The sequence below is a fragment of the Aggregatibacter actinomycetemcomitans genome, from assembly GCF_003130205.1.
In the GTDB taxonomy this organism is placed as follows: Bacteria; Pseudomonadota; Gammaproteobacteria; order Enterobacterales; family Pasteurellaceae; genus Aggregatibacter; species Aggregatibacter actinomycetemcomitans_A.
In genome coordinates, this window is record NZ_NRDF01000017.1 from 19,612 (window position 1) to 34,419 (window position 14,808).

29 protein-coding genes are annotated in these 14,808 nt (G+C 41.1%); all 29 read left to right on the forward strand.

Features of this window, described 5'->3' with window-relative positions; genetic code table 11:
- The first annotated feature begins 5 nt into the window (after window positions 1-5).
- The 29 genes from DK423_RS09810 (at window position 6) to rplQ (ending at window position 14,514) form a co-directional block, all read left to right on the forward strand.
- Window positions 6-473: an Lrp/AsnC family transcriptional regulator gene (locus DK423_RS09810; RefSeq protein WP_005556238.1), complete on the forward strand. Its 468-nt coding sequence runs from the start codon at window positions 6-8 to the stop codon at window positions 471-473.
- 311 nt (window positions 474-784) lie between these two features.
- Window positions 785-1,096 carry a 30S ribosomal protein S10 gene (gene rpsJ / locus DK423_RS09815; RefSeq protein WP_001181005.1) on the forward strand — a complete coding sequence of 104 codons (312 nt, stop codon included), beginning with the start codon at window positions 785-787 and terminating at the stop codon, window positions 1,094-1,096.
- Window positions 1,097-1,112: 16 nt separating this feature from the next.
- Window positions 1,113-1,739, forward strand: coding sequence for a 50S ribosomal protein L3 (gene rplC / locus DK423_RS09820; RefSeq protein ID WP_005545484.1), 627 nt, complete (start codon window positions 1,113-1,115; stop codon window positions 1,737-1,739).
- Window positions 1,740-1,754: 15 nt separating this feature from the next.
- The gene (rplD, locus tag DK423_RS09825) at window positions 1,755-2,357 is read left to right on the forward strand and encodes a 50S ribosomal protein L4 (RefSeq protein ID WP_005556240.1); all 603 of its coding nucleotides are present in this window, start codon (window positions 1,755-1,757) and stop codon (window positions 2,355-2,357) included.
- The gene (rplW, locus tag DK423_RS09830) at window positions 2,354-2,656 is read left to right on the forward strand and encodes a 50S ribosomal protein L23 (protein WP_005556242.1); all 303 of its coding nucleotides are present in this window, start codon (window positions 2,354-2,356) and stop codon (window positions 2,654-2,656) included. Before rplD ends, rplW begins: the two co-directional genes overlap by 4 nt.
- Before the next feature lie 20 nt (window positions 2,657-2,676).
- On the forward strand, window positions 2,677-3,498 hold the full coding sequence (rplB, locus tag DK423_RS09835; RefSeq protein ID WP_005545487.1) for a 50S ribosomal protein L2: 822 nt from the start codon (window positions 2,677-2,679) through the stop codon (window positions 3,496-3,498).
- A gap of 24 nt (window positions 3,499-3,522) precedes the next feature.
- Window positions 3,523-3,798, forward strand: coding sequence for a 30S ribosomal protein S19 (gene rpsS / locus DK423_RS09840; protein WP_005539416.1), 276 nt, complete (start codon window positions 3,523-3,525; stop codon window positions 3,796-3,798).
- Window positions 3,799-3,808: 10 nt separating this feature from the next.
- On the forward strand, window positions 3,809-4,141 hold the full coding sequence (gene rplV / locus DK423_RS09845) for a 50S ribosomal protein L22 (protein ID WP_005539363.1): 333 nt from the start codon (window positions 3,809-3,811) through the stop codon (window positions 4,139-4,141).
- A gap of 16 nt (window positions 4,142-4,157) precedes the next feature.
- Window positions 4,158-4,865: a 30S ribosomal protein S3 gene (gene rpsC / locus DK423_RS09850; protein WP_005556244.1), complete on the forward strand. Its 708-nt coding sequence runs from the start codon at window positions 4,158-4,160 to the stop codon at window positions 4,863-4,865.
- Window positions 4,866-4,878: 13 nt separating this feature from the next.
- Complete coding sequence (gene rplP / locus DK423_RS09855) at window positions 4,879-5,289, forward strand: 50S ribosomal protein L16 (RefSeq protein ID WP_005539359.1); 411 nt, start codon at window positions 4,879-4,881, stop codon at window positions 5,287-5,289.
- Window positions 5,289-5,480, forward strand: a complete 192-nt coding sequence (gene rpmC, locus DK423_RS09860) for a 50S ribosomal protein L29 (RefSeq protein WP_005539356.1) — start codon at window positions 5,289-5,291, stop codon at window positions 5,478-5,480. Before rplP ends, rpmC begins: the two co-directional genes overlap by 1 nt.
- Window positions 5,480-5,737 carry a 30S ribosomal protein S17 gene (gene rpsQ, locus DK423_RS09865; protein WP_005539352.1) on the forward strand — a complete coding sequence of 86 codons (258 nt, stop codon included), beginning with the start codon at window positions 5,480-5,482 and terminating at the stop codon, window positions 5,735-5,737. The genes rpmC and rpsQ overlap by 1 nt, the downstream gene beginning before the upstream one ends.
- 253 nt (window positions 5,738-5,990) lie before the next feature.
- Window positions 5,991-6,362 carry a 50S ribosomal protein L14 gene (rplN, locus tag DK423_RS09870; protein WP_005548786.1) on the forward strand — a complete coding sequence of 124 codons (372 nt, stop codon included), beginning with the start codon at window positions 5,991-5,993 and terminating at the stop codon, window positions 6,360-6,362.
- Between the two features lie 10 nt (window positions 6,363-6,372).
- The gene (rplX, locus tag DK423_RS09875) at window positions 6,373-6,684 is read left to right on the forward strand and encodes a 50S ribosomal protein L24 (protein ID WP_005548785.1); all 312 of its coding nucleotides are present in this window, start codon (window positions 6,373-6,375) and stop codon (window positions 6,682-6,684) included.
- Between the two features lie 17 nt (window positions 6,685-6,701).
- A complete protein-coding gene (gene rplE / locus DK423_RS09880; protein WP_005548784.1) occupies window positions 6,702-7,241 on the forward strand; it encodes a 50S ribosomal protein L5 in 540 nt (179 codons plus the stop codon).
- 12 nt (window positions 7,242-7,253) lie between these two features.
- Window positions 7,254-7,559: a 30S ribosomal protein S14 gene (gene rpsN, locus DK423_RS09885; protein WP_005548782.1), complete on the forward strand. Its 306-nt coding sequence runs from the start codon at window positions 7,254-7,256 to the stop codon at window positions 7,557-7,559.
- Window positions 7,560-7,595: 36 nt separating this feature from the next.
- Complete coding sequence (gene rpsH, locus DK423_RS09890; RefSeq protein WP_005548780.1) at window positions 7,596-7,988, forward strand: 30S ribosomal protein S8; 393 nt, start codon at window positions 7,596-7,598, stop codon at window positions 7,986-7,988.
- 15 nt (window positions 7,989-8,003) lie between these two features.
- Entirely contained in the window at window positions 8,004-8,537 is a 534-nt protein-coding gene (gene rplF, locus DK423_RS09895) for a 50S ribosomal protein L6 (RefSeq protein ID WP_005548778.1), read from the forward strand.
- A 13-nt stretch (window positions 8,538-8,550) separates the two neighbouring features.
- The gene (gene rplR, locus DK423_RS09900) at window positions 8,551-8,904 is read left to right on the forward strand and encodes a 50S ribosomal protein L18 (protein WP_005556248.1); all 354 of its coding nucleotides are present in this window, start codon (window positions 8,551-8,553) and stop codon (window positions 8,902-8,904) included.
- A gap of 15 nt (window positions 8,905-8,919) precedes the next feature.
- The gene (rpsE, locus tag DK423_RS09905) at window positions 8,920-9,420 is read left to right on the forward strand and encodes a 30S ribosomal protein S5 (RefSeq protein ID WP_005556250.1); all 501 of its coding nucleotides are present in this window, start codon (window positions 8,920-8,922) and stop codon (window positions 9,418-9,420) included.
- A 6-nt stretch (window positions 9,421-9,426) separates the two neighbouring features.
- Window positions 9,427-9,606, forward strand: a complete 180-nt coding sequence (rpmD, locus tag DK423_RS09910) for a 50S ribosomal protein L30 (RefSeq protein WP_005543631.1) — start codon at window positions 9,427-9,429, stop codon at window positions 9,604-9,606.
- A 3-nt stretch (window positions 9,607-9,609) separates the two neighbouring features.
- Entirely contained in the window at window positions 9,610-10,044 is a 435-nt protein-coding gene (gene rplO / locus DK423_RS09915; protein ID WP_005556252.1) for a 50S ribosomal protein L15, read from the forward strand.
- Window positions 10,045-10,047: 3 nt separating this feature from the next.
- Window positions 10,048-11,373: a preprotein translocase subunit SecY gene (gene secY / locus DK423_RS09920; protein WP_061886718.1), complete on the forward strand. Its 1,326-nt coding sequence runs from the start codon at window positions 10,048-10,050 to the stop codon at window positions 11,371-11,373.
- Between the two features lie 25 nt (window positions 11,374-11,398).
- Window positions 11,399-11,512: a 50S ribosomal protein L36 gene (gene rpmJ / locus DK423_RS09925; protein ID WP_005548767.1), complete on the forward strand. Its 114-nt coding sequence runs from the start codon at window positions 11,399-11,401 to the stop codon at window positions 11,510-11,512.
- 141 nt (window positions 11,513-11,653) lie between these two features.
- Window positions 11,654-12,010, forward strand: a complete 357-nt coding sequence (gene rpsM / locus DK423_RS09930; protein ID WP_005556256.1) for a 30S ribosomal protein S13 — start codon at window positions 11,654-11,656, stop codon at window positions 12,008-12,010.
- A 15-nt stretch (window positions 12,011-12,025) separates the two neighbouring features.
- Window positions 12,026-12,415 (forward strand): 30S ribosomal protein S11, encoded by a 390-nt coding sequence (gene rpsK, locus DK423_RS09935; protein WP_005543603.1) that lies wholly within the window; start codon window positions 12,026-12,028, stop codon window positions 12,413-12,415.
- Window positions 12,416-12,444: 29 nt separating this feature from the next.
- Window positions 12,445-13,065: a 30S ribosomal protein S4 gene (gene rpsD, locus DK423_RS09940; protein WP_005556258.1), complete on the forward strand. Its 621-nt coding sequence runs from the start codon at window positions 12,445-12,447 to the stop codon at window positions 13,063-13,065.
- 28 nt (window positions 13,066-13,093) lie between these two features.
- Entirely contained in the window at window positions 13,094-14,083 is a 990-nt protein-coding gene (locus tag DK423_RS09945) for a DNA-directed RNA polymerase subunit alpha (protein ID WP_005556260.1), read from the forward strand.
- A gap of 41 nt (window positions 14,084-14,124) precedes the next feature.
- Window positions 14,125-14,514, forward strand: coding sequence for a 50S ribosomal protein L17 (rplQ, locus tag DK423_RS09950; protein ID WP_005556262.1), 390 nt, complete (start codon window positions 14,125-14,127; stop codon window positions 14,512-14,514).
- Window positions 14,515-14,808: the final 294 nt, after the last annotated feature.

The window sequence follows — 14,808 nt, forward strand, 5'->3', positions numbered from 1 at the left end:
TTTCTATGCGAAAGAAACTGTTTGATAACATTGATACACGCATTCTTAAGGCATTGCAGCGCAACGGAAGATTGCAAAATAACGAGCTTGCCAAAGAAGTCGGCTTATCCAATTCCGCCTGTCTGCGTCGGGTGAACCAGTTGGAAGAGAGCGGTGTTATTGATAGTTACGCCGCGTTGTTACATCCCAAAAAACTGAATTGCAATTTGTTGGTTTATGTACAAGGCACGTTTTTTGAAGAAGATCCGGAACTCAAAGAGCGGTTCATTTTTGAAGTGAAATTAATCCCGCAAATTACCGAATGTCATCTCATGGCGGGCAGTTACGATTTCATTTTAAAAATGTGGGTTTCCGATTTAGAGGAGTTTAATGCCATTAAAACCAAATACCTCACCAAAGAGATTGGCATTAAAACCCTCAAATCCGAGGTGTCGTTAAAAACCGTCAAATCTACCACCGAATTGCCGTTATAGTTTGATGTCGGCACTAAAAGTGCGGTCATTTTAAAAAACGTTTTTCAAAATGACCGCACTTTTATCCGTTTAAATACACAGAAAAAGCTTGCGAAGTGAAGTGGATTTTAGTACAATCCGCGGGCTTTAATTATAGAAGCCGTTTAGTGTAATCATTTATTAAACGGGTATTACAATAGGTAATACTAACAATGTCTCCGATTTGGGGACTATATAACAGGTAGCTTGCACCTCCTTTTCTTGTTGTTTTGATGTAAGAATTGTGATGGTGTTAGTTTTTTATTAGCTAAATTTATTGGAGCTCTGGTCTCATGCAGAACCAAAGAATCCGTATCCGTCTTAAAGCGTTTGATCATCGTTTGATCGATCAATCCACGGCGGAGATCGTTGAAACAGCTAAACGTACCGGTGCACAAGTGCGTGGTCCGATTCCTTTACCAACTCGTAAAGAGCGTTTCACAGTATTGATTTCTCCACACGTAAATAAAGATGCGCGTGACCAATATGAAATCCGTACTCACAAACGTTTAGTTGATATTGTCGAGCCAACAGAAAAAACTGTTGATGCATTAATGCGTTTAGACTTGGCTGCCGGCGTTGACGTGCAGATCAGCCTAGGTTAATTAAGAGGTTATTACAATGATTGGTTTAGTCGGTCGTAAAGTCGGTATGACCCGTATCTTCAATGAAGACGGCGTGTCAGTACCGGTTACCGTTATCGAAATCGAAGCCAACCGCGTAACTCAAGTTAAAACTCTTGAAAACGATGGCTATACTGCAGTTCAAGTTACAACCGGTTCTAAAAAAGCGAGCCGTGTGACTAAGCCTGAAGCTGGTCATTTCGTGAAAGCCGGTGTTGAAGCCGGTCGCGGTTTATGGGAATTTCGTACCGAAGGTGAAGAATTCACGCTAGGTCAAGAAATTAATGTTGACATCTTCGCAGATGTTAAAAAAGTCGATGTTACCGGTACGTCTAAAGGTAAAGGTTTCCAAGGTGGTGTTAAACGTTGGAACTTCCGTACTCAAGATGCTACTCATGGTAACTCTTTATCACATCGTGTCCTTGGTTCTATTGGTCAAAACCAAACCCCGGGTCGTGTGTTTAAAGGTAAAAAAATGGCAGGACACTTGGGTAATGAACGTGTAACCGTTCAATCACTTGAAGTTGTTCGTGTAGATGCTGAGCGTAAATTGCTATTAGTGAAAGGCGCCGTTCCCGGTGCTACCGGTAGTGATGTTATCGTTAAGCCGGCAGTTAAAGCATAGGTCTGGGAGATAGAGATGGAATTACAAGTTGTAGGTGCTAACGCACTCACTGTTTCTGAAACTACCTTCGGCCGTGAGTTTAACGAAGCGTTGATTCACCAAGTTGTTGTTGCTTATGCAGCAGGTGCCCGTCAAGGTTCTCGTGCACAAAAAACTCGTGCTGAAGTGTCTGGTTCAGGTAAAAAACCTTGGCGTCAAAAAGGTACAGGTCGCGCTCGTTCAGGTGATATTAAATCACCAATCTGGCGTTCCGGTGGTGTCACTTTCGCAGCGAAACCACAAGATCACAGCCAAAAAGTGAACAAGAAAATGTACCGCGGTGCAATCAAGAGCATTCTTTCCGAGCTTGTTCGTCAAGATCGTTTAGTTGTTGTTGATAAATTTGAAATTGATGCACCAAAAACCAAAGTATTAGTACAAAAATTAAAAGAATTAGCACTTGAAGATGTGTTAATCATCACAGCAAGCTTGGATGAAAATCTATTCTTAGCAGCGCGTAACTTATACAAAGTTGATGTTCGTGATGCTCAAGGTATTGATCCGGTAAGTTTAATTGCTTTCGATAAAGTAGTTGTTACTGTGGATGCTGTGAAGCAAATTGAGGAGATGTTAGCATGAGTCAAGAACGTTTGCTAAAAGTGCTTAAAGCACCGCATGTCTCTGAGAAAGCAACAAATAACGCTGAGAAGTCAAACACTATCGTTTTCAAAGTGGCTTTAGATGCAAATAAAGTAGAAATTACTAATGCAGTAGAGCAACTTTTTGAAGTGAAAGTGGATTCTGTTCGTACCGTCGTGGTCAAAGGTAAAACTAAGCGCCGTGGTGCTAAGATCGGACGTCGCAGTGACTGGAAAAAAGCTTATGTTACACTTCAAGAAGGACAATCTTTGGACTTCGTTGAAGGTGCGGCAGAGTAATTACGGAGGAGTAGAAGATAATGGCTATCGTTAAATGTAAGCCGACCTCCGCTGGTCGTCGTCATGTTGTTAAAGTTGTTAACCCTGAATTGCACAAAGGTAAACCTTTTGCTGCGCTTTTAGATACTAAATCTAAAACCGGTGGTCGTAACAACTATGGTCGTATTACTACTCGTCACATCGGTGGCGGTCATAAACAACACTATCGTTTAATTGATTTCAAACGTAATAAATTAGACATTCCCGGTGTTGTTGAGCGTTTAGAATACGATCCGAATCGTTCTGCAAATATCGCTTTAGTGCTTTATAAAGACGGTGAACGTCGTTATATCCTAGCACCTAAAGGTTTGGCTGCAGGTGATCAAATCCAAGCGGGTGCACATGCGCCAATTAAAGTTGGTAATGCTTTACCAATGCGTAATATCCCGGTTGGTTCTACCGTGCATAACGTTGAATTAAAACCCGGTAAAGGCGGTCAAATTGCCCGTTCTGCAGGTAGTTATGTACAGATCATCGCCCGTGAAGGTAATTATGTTACTTTGCGTCTTCGCTCCGGCGAAATGCGTAAAGTATTAGCTGAGTGTTCTGCAACCATCGGTGAAGTAGGTAACTCAGAGCATATGCTTCGCGTATTGGGTAAAGCAGGCGCTAACCGCTGGAGAGGTGTACGCCCTACAGTTCGTGGTACTGCAATGAACCCGGTGGATCACCCACATGGTGGTGGTGAAGGTCGTAACTTTGGTAAACACCCGGTAACACCTTGGGGCGTTCAAACTAAAGGTAAGAAAACTCGCCATAACAAACGTACTGATAAATATATCGTACGTCGTCGTGGTAAATAATTTAAATTAATAAGAGGATAAGCCATGCCACGTTCTCTCAAGAAAGGTCCTTTCCTTGACCTACACTTGTTGAAGAAGGTAGAGAAGGCGGTGGAAAGCGGGGATAAAAAACCAATTAAAACCTGGTCCCGTCGTTCAATGATCATTCCATCAATGATCGGATTGACCATCGCAGTCCATAATGGTCGTCAGCATGTTCCTGTTTATGTTTCTGATGAAATGATCGGTCATAAATTAGGCGAATTTGCACCGACTCGTACTTACCGCGGTCACGCTGCGGACAAGAAAGCTAAGAAGTAAGGGGTAAAAGATGGAAACAATTGCAAAACATCGTTACGCTCGCACTTCAGCGCAAAAAGCTCGCTTAGTTGCGGATTTAATCCGTGGTAAGAAAGTTGCTCAAGCATTAGAAATTCTTACTTACACTAACAAAAAAGCATCTGCTTTAGTGAAGAAAGTTCTAGAGTCAGCTATTGCAAATGCCGAGCACAATGACGGTGCAGATATCGATGATCTTAAAGTTGCGAAGATTTTCGTAGATGAAGGTCCAAGCATGAAACGTGTTATGCCACGTGCTAAAGGTCGTGCAGATCGTATTTTAAAACGTACAAGCCACATTACCGTGGTTGTGTCGGATCGTTAATCGTAGAGGAATAACAATGGGTCAAAAAGTACATCCACATGGTATTCGCCTAGGTATTGTAAAACCTTGGAGCTCTACTTGGTTTGCGAATACACAAGACTTCGCCGATAATCTTGAAGGCGATTTCAAAGTACGTCAATTCTTAAATAAAGAATTAGCGAATGCTTCAGTTTCACGTATCACGATTGAACGTCCTGCGAAAAGTATTCGTGTTACTATTCACACAGCCCGCCCGGGTATCGTAATTGGTAAGAAAGGCGAAGATGTTGAAAAATTGCGTAACGCAGTAGCAAAAATTGCCGGCGTTCCTGCACAAATCAATATCGCTGAAGTGAAAAAACCTGAATTAGATGCGAAATTAGTTGCAGACAGCATCGCTTCACAATTAGAACGTCGTGTAATGTTCCGTCGTGCTATGAAAAAAGCGGTACAAAATGCAATGCGTTTAGGCGCTAAAGGTATCAAAGTTGAAGTTAGCGGTCGTTTAGGCGGTGCAGAAATTGCCCGTTCTGAATGGTATCGTGAAGGTCGTGTACCTCTACATACATTGCGTGCGGACATCGACTATAACACTGCTGAAGCACATACAACATACGGCGTAATCGGCGTTAAAGTATGGATCTTCAAAGGTGAGATTCTTGGTGGAATGGCTGCGCTGGCGCAACCGGAACAACAACCTACCGACAAGCCTAAAAAGGCTCCGCGCGGTAAAGGTCGTAAGTAAGGAGAATCGCTAAATGTTGCAACCAAAACGTACAAAATTCCGTAAAGTTCACAAAGGCCGTAACCGTGGTATCGCGGGCGGTACAGAAGTTAGCTTCGGTACTTTCGGTTTAAAAGCAGTTGGTCGTGGTCGTTTAACCGCACGTCAAATTGAGGCCGCTCGTCGTGCTATGACTCGTGCAGTAAAACGTCAAGGTAAGATCTGGATTCGTGTATTCCCGGATAAACCAATTACTGAAAAACCACTAGAAGTCCGTATGGGTAAAGGTAAAGGTAACGTTGAGTACTGGGTAGCCTTAATCCAACCGGGTAAAGTTCTCTATGAAATGGATGGTGTGTCTGAAGAGATCGCAAGAGAAGCATTTGCATTAGCAGCTGCTAAATTGCCGGTTAAGACCACTTTCGTAACTAAGACGGTGATGTAATGAAAGCTCAAGAACTACGTACAAAAAGTGTTGAAGAGCTGAATGCTGAATTGGTTAACTTGTTAGGTGAGCAATTCAAGTTGCGTATGCAAGCAGCCACCGGTCAGCTTCAACAAACCCATCAGTTAAAACAAGTGCGTCGTAGTATTGCACAAATTAAAACTGTTCTAACCGAAAAGGCGGGTGAGTAATGACTGATAAAATTCGTAGCGTGCAAGGTCGTGTAGTTAGTGACAAGATGGAGAAATCTTTCGTTGTTGCTATTGAACGCAAGGTTAAACACCCACTTTATGGTAAGTTTATCCGCCGCACAACCAAACTACATGTGCACGATGAAAACAACGAAGCTAAATTAGGTGATTTAGTAGAAGTTCGTGAATGTCGTCCGATTTCTAAAACTAAATCATGGACTTTAGTTCGTGTAGTTGAGAAAGCAGTAATTGCTTAATTAACGATAAATAAAAGCCGATGATGTTTATCATTGGCTTTTTTATTTCTTTTGATTCACAGCTAAAAAACATCTGGAAATTCGACCGCACTTTTTGTTGTTTACGTCCCAAATTCATTCCTTTCATGAAAGCGTATAAGTTATTTAAAAGCTTATTGCTTTCGTTATATTTTTTGTGCTAGAATCCGCACCCTATCCATTATGGGTAGGTTCGTCCCGCAAGGGTGGTTTTTTTATTTAACGGAGCACTAATATGATCCAAGAACAGACTATGCTGGATGTTGCTGATAACTCAGGGGCTCGTAGCGTAATGTGTATCAAGGTTCTAGGTGGATCGCACCGTCGTTATGCTGCTATTGGCGACATTATCAAAATTACCGTGAAAGAAGCAATTCCACGCGGTAAAGTAAAAAAAGGTGATGTATTAAAAGCAGTTGTTGTGCGCACCAAGAAGGGTGTTCGTCGCCCAGATGGGTCAGTTATTCGTTTCGATGGTAATGCCTGTGTGATTTTAAATAATAACACCGAGCAACCAATCGGTACTCGTATTTTTGGACCGGTGACTCGTGAACTTCGTTCTGAGAAATTCATGAAGATCATTTCCTTAGCTCCAGAAGTACTGTAAGGAGAATGTAATGGCTGCAAAAATCCGTCAAAATGATGAAGTAATTGTGCTTACCGGCAAAAGCAAAGGTAAGCGCGGTAAGGTAACCAAAGTGTTATCTAACGGTAAAGTGATTGTTGAAGGCGTAAACATTATCACTAAACATGAAAAACCGGTACCTGCACTAGGTAAAGAGGGTGGTTTAGTGAAAAAAGAAGCTGCGATTGATGTATCAAATGTTGCTATTTTCAATCCAACAACAAATAAAGCTGACCGAGTAGGTTTTAGATTCGAAGACGGCAAAAAAGTACGTTTCTTCAAATCTAATAATGAAATTATTTAATAAACTGGAGTAATGCGATGGCGAAACTGCATGATTATTACAGAGATCAAGTAGTAAATGAATTGAAAACGAAATTCAACTACTCATCTGTCATGCAAGTCCCACGAATCGAAAAGATAACCCTAAATATGGGTGTGGGTGAAGCATTGACCGATAAAAAATTGCTAGATAATGCGGTAGCGGATCTGGCAGCAATTAGCGGTCAAAAACCTTTGATTACTAAAGCCCGTAAATCTGTTGCAGGCTTTAAAATCCGTCAGGGATATCCAATCGGTTGTAAAGTAACACTACGTGGTGAACGTATGTGGGAGTTCTTAGAACGTTTAATTACAATTGCTGTTCCACGTATTCGTGACTTCCGCGGTTTAAGCGCGAAATCATTTGATGGTCGTGGGAATTACAGTATGGGTGTGCGTGAGCAAATCATCTTCCCTGAAATCGACTACGATAAAGTAGATCGTGTACGTGGTTTAGATATTACTATTACCACCACAGCTAAGAATGATGAAGAAGGTCGAGCACTATTGGCTGCCTTTAATTTCCCATTCCGTAAGTAAGGCAGGTTACAAATGGCTAAACAATCAATGAAAGCACGCGATGTAAAACGCGTGAAATTGGCTGAAAAATTCTACGCTAAACGTGTAGAGTTGAAAAAAATTATTTCTGACATTAATGCCTCTGACGAAGACCGTTGGAATGCGGTGTTGAAGTTGCAAACTTTACCACGTGATTCTAGCCCTAGTCGTCAACGTAACCGTTGCCGTCAAACCGGACGTCCTCACGGCGTTCTTCGTAAGTTTGGTTTAAGCCGTATTAAGGTTCGTGAAGCTGCTATGCGTGGCGAGATCCCGGGTCTTAAGAAAGCTAGTTGGTAATATGCCACTTTAATTTGGAATCGGAGTAAAAGCACAATGAGTATGCAAGATCCTATCGCAGATATGTTGACCCGCATTCGTAACGGTCAAGCTGCGAATAAAGTTGCGATCAGTATGCCTTCATCCAAGCTAAAAGTTGCAATTGCCAATGTATTAGCTAGCGAAGGTTATATCGAAAGCGTTAAAGTAGTTGAAGGTGTAAAACCTGAATTGGAAATTACGTTAAAATATTTCCAAGGTAAACCGGTTGTAGAAAGTATCCAGCGCGTAAGTCGCCCAGGTCTTCGTATTTATAAACGTAAAGACGAATTACCGAAAGTAATGGGTGGCTTAGGTATCGCTGTGGTATCTACATCTAAAGGTGTAATGACTGACCGTGCAGCTCGTCAAGCTGGTTTAGGCGGTGAGATCATTTGTTATGTAGCTTAATAGAGAGGTAGGAAAATGTCTCGTGTTGCAAAAGCACCTGTTAGTATTCCTGCCGGCGTTGAGGTAAAACTTAACGGACAGTTACTAACAATTAAAGGTAAAAATGGTGAGTTGTCACGCTCTATTCATCATTCAGTAGAAGTTAAGCATGAAAATAACGAATTAACATTCTCACCACGTGAAGGTGTTGAAGGTGGTAATGCTCAATCCGGTACTGCCAGAGCATTAGTTAATTCTATGGTTATCGGTGTTACTGAAGGATTTACAAGAAAACTACAATTAGTAGGTGTAGGTTATAGAGCTCAAATTAAAGGAAATGCTGTTGCTTTAAGTCTTGGATTTTCTCACCCTGTTGAGCATGTTTTACCTGCGGGGATTACTGCTGAATGCCCTTCTCAAACTGAAATTGTTTTGAAAGGTTCAGATAAACAGTTAATCGGTCAAGTTGCCGCAGATATTCGTGCTTATCGTCGTCCTGAACCGTATAAAGGTAAAGGGGTACGTTACGCTGATGAAGTGGTGCGTATTAAAGAAGCTAAGAAGAAATAATTAAGGTAACACTATGGATAAGAAATCAGCTCGTATCCGTCGTGCGGCTAGTGCGCGTCATATGATGAGAGAGCAAGGTGTAACGCGTTTAGTTGTTCACCGTACTCCGCGTCATATTTACGCTCAAGTTATCGCACCAAACGGTTCAGAAGTGCTTGCCGCTGCTTCTACTGTTGAGAAGGCAATTAGTGAGCAAGTGAAATATACCGGAAATAAAGATGCTGCAGCGGTTGTAGGTAAAATTGTTGCAGAAAGAGCATTAGCAAAAGGTGTCAAAGATGTAGCTTTTGACCGTTCCGGTTTTAAATATCATGGCCGTATCCAATCTTTAGCGGATGCTGCTCGTGAAGCTGGTCTACAGTTCTAATTGAGGTAATTTGAGATGTCAAACATCGAAAAACAAGCTGGTGAACTGCAAGAGAAGCTAATTGCGGTAAGCCGCGTATCTAAAACTGTAAAAGGTGGTCGTATCATGAGCTTTACTGCGTTAACCGTAGTAGGTGATGGTAATGGTCGCGTTGGTTTTGGATATGGCAAAGCGCGTGAAGTTCCTGCAGCTATTCAAAAAGCAATGGAGAAAGCGCGTCGTAATATGATCAATGTGGCTTTAAGCGAAGGTACATTGCAGCATCCTATTAAAGGTGCTCATACAGGTTCTCGAGTGTTTATGCAACCTGCTAGTGAGGGTACCGGTATCATTGCAGGTGGTGCAATGCGTGCTGTATTGGAAGTAGCTGGCGTACGTAACGTATTGTCAAAAGCTTATGGTTCAACTAATCCAATCAATGTTGTTCGTGCAACTATTGATGCTTTAGCAAATATGAAATCACCAGAAATGGTTGCTGCTAAACGTGGTAAATCAGTTGATGAAATTTTGGGGTAATTGATAATGGCTAAAACTATTAAAGTAACGCAAGTTCGTAGTTCTATTGCTCGTTTACCGAAGCATAAAGCTACACTACGTGGTCTTGGTCTTCGCCATATGCATCATACTGTTGAGTTAATTGATACTCCGGCAGTACGAGGAATGATTAACCAGGTTTCATATATGGTTAAAGTGGAGGAGTAATAGATGCGCTTAAATACTCTATCTCCGGCTGAGGGTGCTAAGCATAGTGCTAAACGTCTTGGTCGTGGTATTGGTTCAGGTTTAGGTAAAACCGGTGGACGTGGTCATAAAGGTCAAAAATCCCGTACCGGCGGCGGTGTTCGTCGTGGTTTCGAAGGTGGTCAGATGCCTTTATATCGTCGTTTACCTAAATTTGGTTTTACTTCTATGAAATCTGCAGTAACAGCAGAAGTCCGTCTAGATGATCTGAATAAAATTGAAAATGGTATTGTGACTTTAGAAACATTAAAAGCTGCCAATATTTTAACTAAGGACATTCAGTTTGCTAAAGTAATTTTAGCGGGTGAAATTAAAACCAAATTAGTTATTCGTGGGTTGCGTGTTACTAAAGGCGCCAAAGCAGCTATTGAAGCTGTTGGCGGTTCAATCGAGGAATAATTAATGGCTAAACAACCAGGCTATCAAACAAGAAGTACTCAAGGCGGTACAAGTGAACTGAAGAGCAGATTATTATTTGTTTTAGGGGCGCTTATTGTTTTCCGAATTGGTTCATTCATTCCGGTTCCTGGTATAGATGCAGCTGTATTAGCTCAGTTGATTGAACAACAAAAAGGCACCATTATTGATATGTTTAACATGTTCTCTGGTGGTGCCTTGAGCCGCGCTTCAATTTTTGCTCTTGGTATTATGCCTTATATTTCGGCATCGATCATTATCCAATTGCTAGCTTCGGTTCATCCGGCACTCGCAGAGTTAAGAAAAGAGGGTGAGTCAGGTCGCCGCAAAATTAGTAAATACACCCGATATTCAACGGTTGTGCTTGCTACTTTACAAGCGGTAGGTATTTCAACCGGCTTACCTAATACGTTACCAGGTCTGGTCCCGAATCTGGGATTTGGATTTTATTTTACTGCAGTAATTAGCTTGGTTACAGGAACTATGTTCTTGATGTGGTTAGGTGAGCAAATTACAGAGCGTGGTATTGGTAATGGTATTTCTTTAATTATTTTTGCCGGTATCGTAGCGGGGTTACCTGCAGCTATAGGTCAAACGATTGAGCAAGCTCGTCTCGGTCAAATGCATCTTCTTGTTCTTCTATTAATTGCTGTTATTGTTTTGGCGGTTACTTACTTTGTTGTTTTTGTAGAAAGAGGGCAGAGAAGAATAAAAGTTGAATATGCTAAACGTCAACAAGGCAGACAAATCCTGGGGGGACACTCTACCCATCTTCCGCTAAAAGTGAATATGGCGGGAGTTATCCCGGCGATTTTTGCGTCAAGTATAATTCTTTTTCCTGCAACACTAACTCAATGGGTTGGGCAGGGGTCCAGTTTGGAATGGTTAACTGATTTATCAATTTTATTGCATCCGGGACAGCCTTTATACTTAGTCGTTTATGCTAGTGCTATTATCTTCTTTAGTTTTTTCTATACTGCTATGCAATATAACCCTAGAGATACGGCAGATAACTTGAAAAAATCAGGTGCATTTATACCTGGAATTAGACCAGGGGAACAAACATCTCGATATATCGATAAGATTATGACTAGACTGACCCTCATTGGTGGTCTCTATGTTACATTTGTTTGTTTGGTCCCTTATATCATGACATCTGCTTGGAATGTGCAATTTTATTTTGGTGGTACTTCCTTGTTAATTGTTGTGGTGGTAATTATGGATTTCATCGTTCAGATTCAAAGTCATTTGATGTCTACAAGATATGAATCTGCGCTGAAAAAAGCAAACCTTAAAGGTTTTGGACAATAGTCCGATTATATAAAAGGGATAAGCAATGAAAGTTCGTGCTTCCGTTAAGAAATTATGTCGTAACTGTAAGATTGTTAAACGCGAAGGTGTTGTTCGTGTACTTTGTAGCGATCCTAAGCATAAACAACGTCAAGGTTAATTGATATTTTTCTTGCAAAGAACAGGTTGGGTGGATATACTACTCAGCTCATTTATTTCCTTGACACTCTGTTTGAGTATCCTGAAAACGGGCTTTTCAAGATCAGAGTGTCAACTCATCAATAAACAATAGGAGTGCATAGTGGCCCGTATTGCAGGCATTAACATTCCTGATCATAAACACGCTGTAATCGCTTTAACTGCAATTTACGGTATCGGTGAAACTCGCTCAAAAAGCATTTGTGCTGCAGCGGGTATTGCTGAAGATGTTAAGATCAGCGAATTGTCTGAAGAGCAGATTGACAAACTGCGTGACGAAGTTGGTAAATTTACCGTTGAAGGGGATTTACGTCGTGAAGTAACACTTAACATTAAACGCCTATTAGATTTAGGTTGTTATCGTGGTTTACGTCATCGTCGTAGTTTACCGGTACGTGGTCAACGTACTAAAACTAATGCGCGTACCCGTAAGGGTCCTCGTAAGCCGATCAAAAAATAGTCGGGGTAAATTAAGATGGCAAAAACACCAGTTCGTGCACGTAAACGTGTGAAAAAACAAGTTGTAGATGGCGTTGCACACATTCACGCATCTTTCAATAATACAATCGTTACTATAACTGACCGTCAAGGTAATGCATTAGCTTGGGCTACTGCTGGTGGTTCAGGCTTCCGTGGTTCTCGTAAATCTACCCCGTTCGCTGCACAGGTTGCGGCAGAACGTTGTGCTGAAATTGTAAAAGAATTCGGCTTAAAGAACTTGGAAGTTATGGTAAAAGGACCGGGTCCTGGTCGAGAGTCAACTATTCGTGCATTAAATGCAGCAGGTTTCCGCATTACGAATATTACTGATGTGACTCCGATTCCTCATAACGGTTGTCGTCCACCGAAAAAACGTCGTGTTTAATGACGTTATAGGATAGTTGGAGAAAGAAAATGGCAAGATATTTGGGTCCTAAACTCAAGCTAAGCCGCCGTGAAGGCACTGATTTATTTCTTAAATCAGGCGTTCGTGCGATTGATTCAAAATGTAAAATTGATACCGCGCCTGGTCAACATGGCGCTCGTAGGCCACGTTTGTCTGACTATGGTAGTCAGTTACGTGAGAAACAAAAAGTTCGCCGTATGTACGGTATTTTGGAACGCCAATTCCGTAATTACTACAAAGAAGCAAACCGCTTAAAAGGTAACACAGGTGAAAATCTACTAGTGTTGCTTGAAGGTCGATTGGATAATGTAGTTTATCGTATGGGATTCGCAGCCACTCGTGCAGAGGCTCGCCAATTGGTAAGTCATAAAGCGATTGTTGTTAATGGTCGTGTGGTAAACATTCCATCTTTCCAGGTTTCAGTTGATGATGTAGTTGCTGTTCGTGAAAAGTCTAAAAAACAAGCACGTATTAAAGCATCATTAGAGTTGGCAGAACAAAAAGAAAAACCGACATGGTTAGAAGTTGATGCTGCTAAAATGGAAGGTGTATTCAAACGTGTTCCTGAACGTTCTGATTTATCAGCAGACATTAACGAACATCTGATCGTTGAGCTTTATTCTAAATAATAGAGCTTAGAAGCAAAGAGAGGATAAAATGCAGGGTGCTGTTACAGAATTTTTAAAGCCGCGCTTAGTTGATATTGAACAAATTAGCTCCACTCAAGCTAAGGTTATCTTAGAACCATTAGAGCGTGGTTTCGGTCATACTCTAGGGAATGCATTGCGTCGAATTCTTTTATCTTCAATGCCAGGTTGTGCTGTTACTGAAGTAGAGATTGATGGTGTACTGCATGAATATAGTAGTAAAGAGGGTGTACAAGAAGATATTCTGGAAGTACTTTTAAATCTAAAAGGTTTAGCTGTAAAAGTACAGAATAAGGATGATGTTCTTCTTACACTTAGCAAGTCTGGAATTGGCCCTGTTGTTGCTGCAGATATTACCCATGATGGTGATGTTGAAGTTATTAATCCAGAGCATGTAATTTGTCATCTGACCGATGAAAACGCTTCTATTAGCATGCGAATTCGTGTTCAACGTGGTAGAGGATATGTACCGGCATCAGCTCGTGCTCAAATTCAAGGTGAAGAGCGTCCTATTGGTCGTCTATTAGTAGATGCCTGTTATAGCCCGATTGAGCGTATTGCTTACAATGTTGAAGCGGCACGTGTTGAACAACGTACCGATTTAGACAAATTGGTTATTGAGCTAGAAACAAACGGTACTATTGATCCGGAAGAAGCTATTCGTCGGGCAGCAACAATTTTAGCAGAGCAACTCGATGCATTCGTTGATTTGCGTGATATTCGTCAACCTGAAGTTAAGGAGGAGAAGCCGGAATTTGATCCAATCCTTCTTCGTCCTGTAGATGATTTAGAGTTGACAGTTCGTTCTGCTAACTGTTTGAAAGCAGAAACAATTCACTATATCGGTGATTTAGTTCAACGTACAGAAGTTGAGTTACTTAAAACTCCTAATTTAGGTAAGAAATCGCTTACTGAGATTAAAGATGTACTCGCTTCAAGGGGCTTATCACTAGGTATGCGCCTTGAGAATTGGCCACCAGCAAGTATTGCTGAAGACTAATTTAGTCGTAGGTTAAAGATTTTTCTGAGAAGGATAAGGTTATGCGCCATCGTAAGAGTGGTCGTCAACTAAACCGTAATAGCAGTCATCGCCAAGCGATGTTCCGTAATATGGCAAGTTCTTTAATTGGTCACGAGATCATTAAAACAACTTTGCCTAAAGCAAAAGAATTACGTCGAGTAGTTGAGCCGTTAATTACTTTAGCAAAAGTGGATAGTGTGGCAAATCGCCGCCTAGCTTTTGCTCGTACACGCAACACAGAAACTGTTGCTAAATTATTTAATGAATTAGGTCCACGTTTTGCACAACGTGCTGGTGGTTACACCCGCATCCTTAAATGTGGTTTCCGTGCTGGCGATAATGCTCCAATGGCTTACATTGAGTTAGTAGATCGCCCAGAAGTTTCAAGTGAAGAAGCTGCAGCGGAATAAAAACTAGTTAACTATTAAATTTAAAAAGGCTGAATAATATTTATTCAGCCTTTTTGTTTTATGATTTTTTTGTACAAGGTGTAATTTTATCTGAACTAACTGTTAGTTCAGAGTAGGTAAACAAAGATTATTATAGCTTATTTATGAGATTTAGCTGTTTGTATTTGCTTACTTTCCTTACGATAAGATTGATATGCGATATCCCATATATTTAACTCTTGAATTTACAATCCAAGTGCAAAAAAGAAGAGTTCATAATAGTGTATAATTTTTGTTCCCAAACAAAAAACAAAC

Coding starts and splice junctions, on each gene's coding strand:
- DK423_RS09810 (WP_005556238.1), top strand. CDS start 6: ATGCGAAAGAAACTGTTTGATAACATTGATACACGCATTCTTAAGGCA.
- rpsJ (WP_001181005.1), top strand. CDS start 785: ATGCAGAACCAAAGAATCCGTATCCGTCTTAAAGCGTTTGATCATCGT.
- rplC (WP_005545484.1), top strand. CDS start 1,113: ATGATTGGTTTAGTCGGTCGTAAAGTCGGTATGACCCGTATCTTCAAT.
- rplD (WP_005556240.1), top strand. CDS start 1,755: ATGGAATTACAAGTTGTAGGTGCTAACGCACTCACTGTTTCTGAAACT.
- rplW (WP_005556242.1), top strand. CDS start 2,354: ATGAGTCAAGAACGTTTGCTAAAAGTGCTTAAAGCACCGCATGTCTCT.
- rplB (WP_005545487.1), top strand. CDS start 2,677: ATGGCTATCGTTAAATGTAAGCCGACCTCCGCTGGTCGTCGTCATGTT.
- rpsS (WP_005539416.1), top strand. CDS start 3,523: ATGCCACGTTCTCTCAAGAAAGGTCCTTTCCTTGACCTACACTTGTTG.
- rplV (WP_005539363.1), top strand. CDS start 3,809: ATGGAAACAATTGCAAAACATCGTTACGCTCGCACTTCAGCGCAAAAA.
- rpsC (WP_005556244.1), top strand. CDS start 4,158: ATGGGTCAAAAAGTACATCCACATGGTATTCGCCTAGGTATTGTAAAA.
- rplP (WP_005539359.1), top strand. CDS start 4,879: ATGTTGCAACCAAAACGTACAAAATTCCGTAAAGTTCACAAAGGCCGT.
- rpmC (WP_005539356.1), top strand. CDS start 5,289: ATGAAAGCTCAAGAACTACGTACAAAAAGTGTTGAAGAGCTGAATGCT.
- rpsQ (WP_005539352.1), top strand. CDS start 5,480: ATGACTGATAAAATTCGTAGCGTGCAAGGTCGTGTAGTTAGTGACAAG.
- rplN (WP_005548786.1), top strand. CDS start 5,991: ATGATCCAAGAACAGACTATGCTGGATGTTGCTGATAACTCAGGGGCT.
- rplX (WP_005548785.1), top strand. CDS start 6,373: ATGGCTGCAAAAATCCGTCAAAATGATGAAGTAATTGTGCTTACCGGC.
- rplE (WP_005548784.1), top strand. CDS start 6,702: ATGGCGAAACTGCATGATTATTACAGAGATCAAGTAGTAAATGAATTG.
- rpsN (WP_005548782.1), top strand. CDS start 7,254: ATGGCTAAACAATCAATGAAAGCACGCGATGTAAAACGCGTGAAATTG.
- rpsH (WP_005548780.1), top strand. CDS start 7,596: ATGAGTATGCAAGATCCTATCGCAGATATGTTGACCCGCATTCGTAAC.
- rplF (WP_005548778.1), top strand. CDS start 8,004: ATGTCTCGTGTTGCAAAAGCACCTGTTAGTATTCCTGCCGGCGTTGAG.
- rplR (WP_005556248.1), top strand. CDS start 8,551: ATGGATAAGAAATCAGCTCGTATCCGTCGTGCGGCTAGTGCGCGTCAT.
- rpsE (WP_005556250.1), top strand. CDS start 8,920: ATGTCAAACATCGAAAAACAAGCTGGTGAACTGCAAGAGAAGCTAATT.
- rpmD (WP_005543631.1), top strand. CDS start 9,427: ATGGCTAAAACTATTAAAGTAACGCAAGTTCGTAGTTCTATTGCTCGT.
- rplO (WP_005556252.1), top strand. CDS start 9,610: ATGCGCTTAAATACTCTATCTCCGGCTGAGGGTGCTAAGCATAGTGCT.
- secY (WP_061886718.1), top strand. CDS start 10,048: ATGGCTAAACAACCAGGCTATCAAACAAGAAGTACTCAAGGCGGTACA.
- rpmJ (WP_005548767.1), top strand. CDS start 11,399: ATGAAAGTTCGTGCTTCCGTTAAGAAATTATGTCGTAACTGTAAGATT.
- rpsK (WP_005543603.1), top strand. CDS start 12,026: ATGGCAAAAACACCAGTTCGTGCACGTAAACGTGTGAAAAAACAAGTT.
- rpsD (WP_005556258.1), top strand. CDS start 12,445: ATGGCAAGATATTTGGGTCCTAAACTCAAGCTAAGCCGCCGTGAAGGC.
- DK423_RS09945 (WP_005556260.1), top strand. CDS start 13,094: ATGCAGGGTGCTGTTACAGAATTTTTAAAGCCGCGCTTAGTTGATATT.
- rplQ (WP_005556262.1), top strand. CDS start 14,125: ATGCGCCATCGTAAGAGTGGTCGTCAACTAAACCGTAATAGCAGTCAT.